General features: G+C 40.8%; 1 protein-coding gene. It reads left to right on the forward strand.

Annotated features, from left to right (window positions below; translation table 11 throughout):
* Positions 1 to 37: 37 nt before the first annotated feature.
* Positions 38 to 1,518: tetratricopeptide repeat protein (locus B9G53_RS00150; protein WP_217901474.1), on the forward strand; the 1,481-nt coding region annotated here is incomplete at its 3' end.

Here is a 1,518-nt window from a genome sequence, read left to right on the forward strand (position 1 = left end):
TTCATCGCTGAAAATCACTCTCTTAGTCCTATATAAATTGAAAACAAGAATTTTATATCCCTATTTCTATAATCTTTGGTATCTTATTTCTTCGCAAGCCCCCTACAAGGCAGAAGCACTTTATTACAGTTGTTTTGCCGACAATCAAGATATTCGTCAAGTCCTTTTGACACATCTTTTTGAATCTCATTATTTTAAACAAACCGATGTGATCAAGACTCTCTTTACTGCAATCGCTAGTGAAGGCAGTCTCGAAGCTGATATTTTATTGACTGAAAGTACACGCAAATTTTTGAGCGTGATCGAGCCAGCAGCAATGAATGGATCGATAGTTCTAGAACAAGAATTTGTCAGTAATGAGGAACTTGCAAAACTTAATCTCTCTCGATCACAACTAGAAGCCACAAGGCAAATCTGCTTTGCTCAAATCCAATTTCTAGAGGGTTTAGCTAAGTTTGCGGCACTTATTTATAAAGCAATGATTGTTCCAACATCTCAACGATTGCAATGGTTACGGCAAGCAAAGGAACTCGCTGAATATCTCGTCACAGATGCAAATCCCGAATTTAGCTCTGAATTGCTCCAACGGCATTTAGGACAAACTTTCTTTGAAGTAGAAAACTACGAAGAATCGATCAACTCCTTTGACAAAGCCTTGCAATTCAACCCTAACGACCACGAAGCTTGGTATAACAGAGGCGTTGTGTTATTTAATTTAGGAAGAAACGAAGAATCAATTGCCTCCTTTGACCAATTCCTAGCAATTAAACCTGATTACCACCATGCATATCACGCAAGAGGCTTTGTACTATATAGTTTAGACAGATACGAAGAAGCGATCAATTCCTTTGACAAATCCATAAGCATCAAGCCTGACCAACAAGAAATCTGGAGCAACCGAGGCATCACATTATTCAAATTAGAAAGAGGTGAAGAAGCTCTCTCCTCTTTTGAGAGAGCTTTAGAAATCCAACCTGAAAGCCACAAAACATGGTACTTACGAGGTCTTTTACTGTATATTTTAGGCAGATGCGAAGAAGCGATCATCTCCTATGACAAAGCCTTAGAAATCAAACCTGACAACTACGAAGTGTATGATGACCGAGGCAATTCGCTAAGAAGTGTAGGAAGAAACGAAGAAGCGATCGCATCCTATAACAAAGCCCTAGAATTCAGACCTGACGACCACGAAGCATGGAACAACCGAGGCATTGCGCTAGATAATTTAGGCAGATACGAAGAAGCGAACACATCCTATGACAGAGCCTTAGAAATCAAACCTAACTACCACGAAGCATGGTACAACCAAGGCAATGCGCTAGGTAATTTAGGCAGATACGAAGAAGAGATCGCATCCTATGACAGAGCCTTAGAAATCAGACCTAACTACCACGAAGCATGGAACAACCGAGGCGTTGCGCTAGATAATTTAGGCAGATACGAAGAAGCGATCTCCGCCTATGACCAAGCCTTGCAAATCAAACCTGACRAASACGAAGCATGGMACAACCGAGGCGT

Source organism: Pseudanabaena sp. SR411 (assembly GCF_002251945.1).
Lineage (GTDB): Bacteria > Cyanobacteriota > Cyanobacteriia > Pseudanabaenales > Pseudanabaenaceae > Pseudanabaena.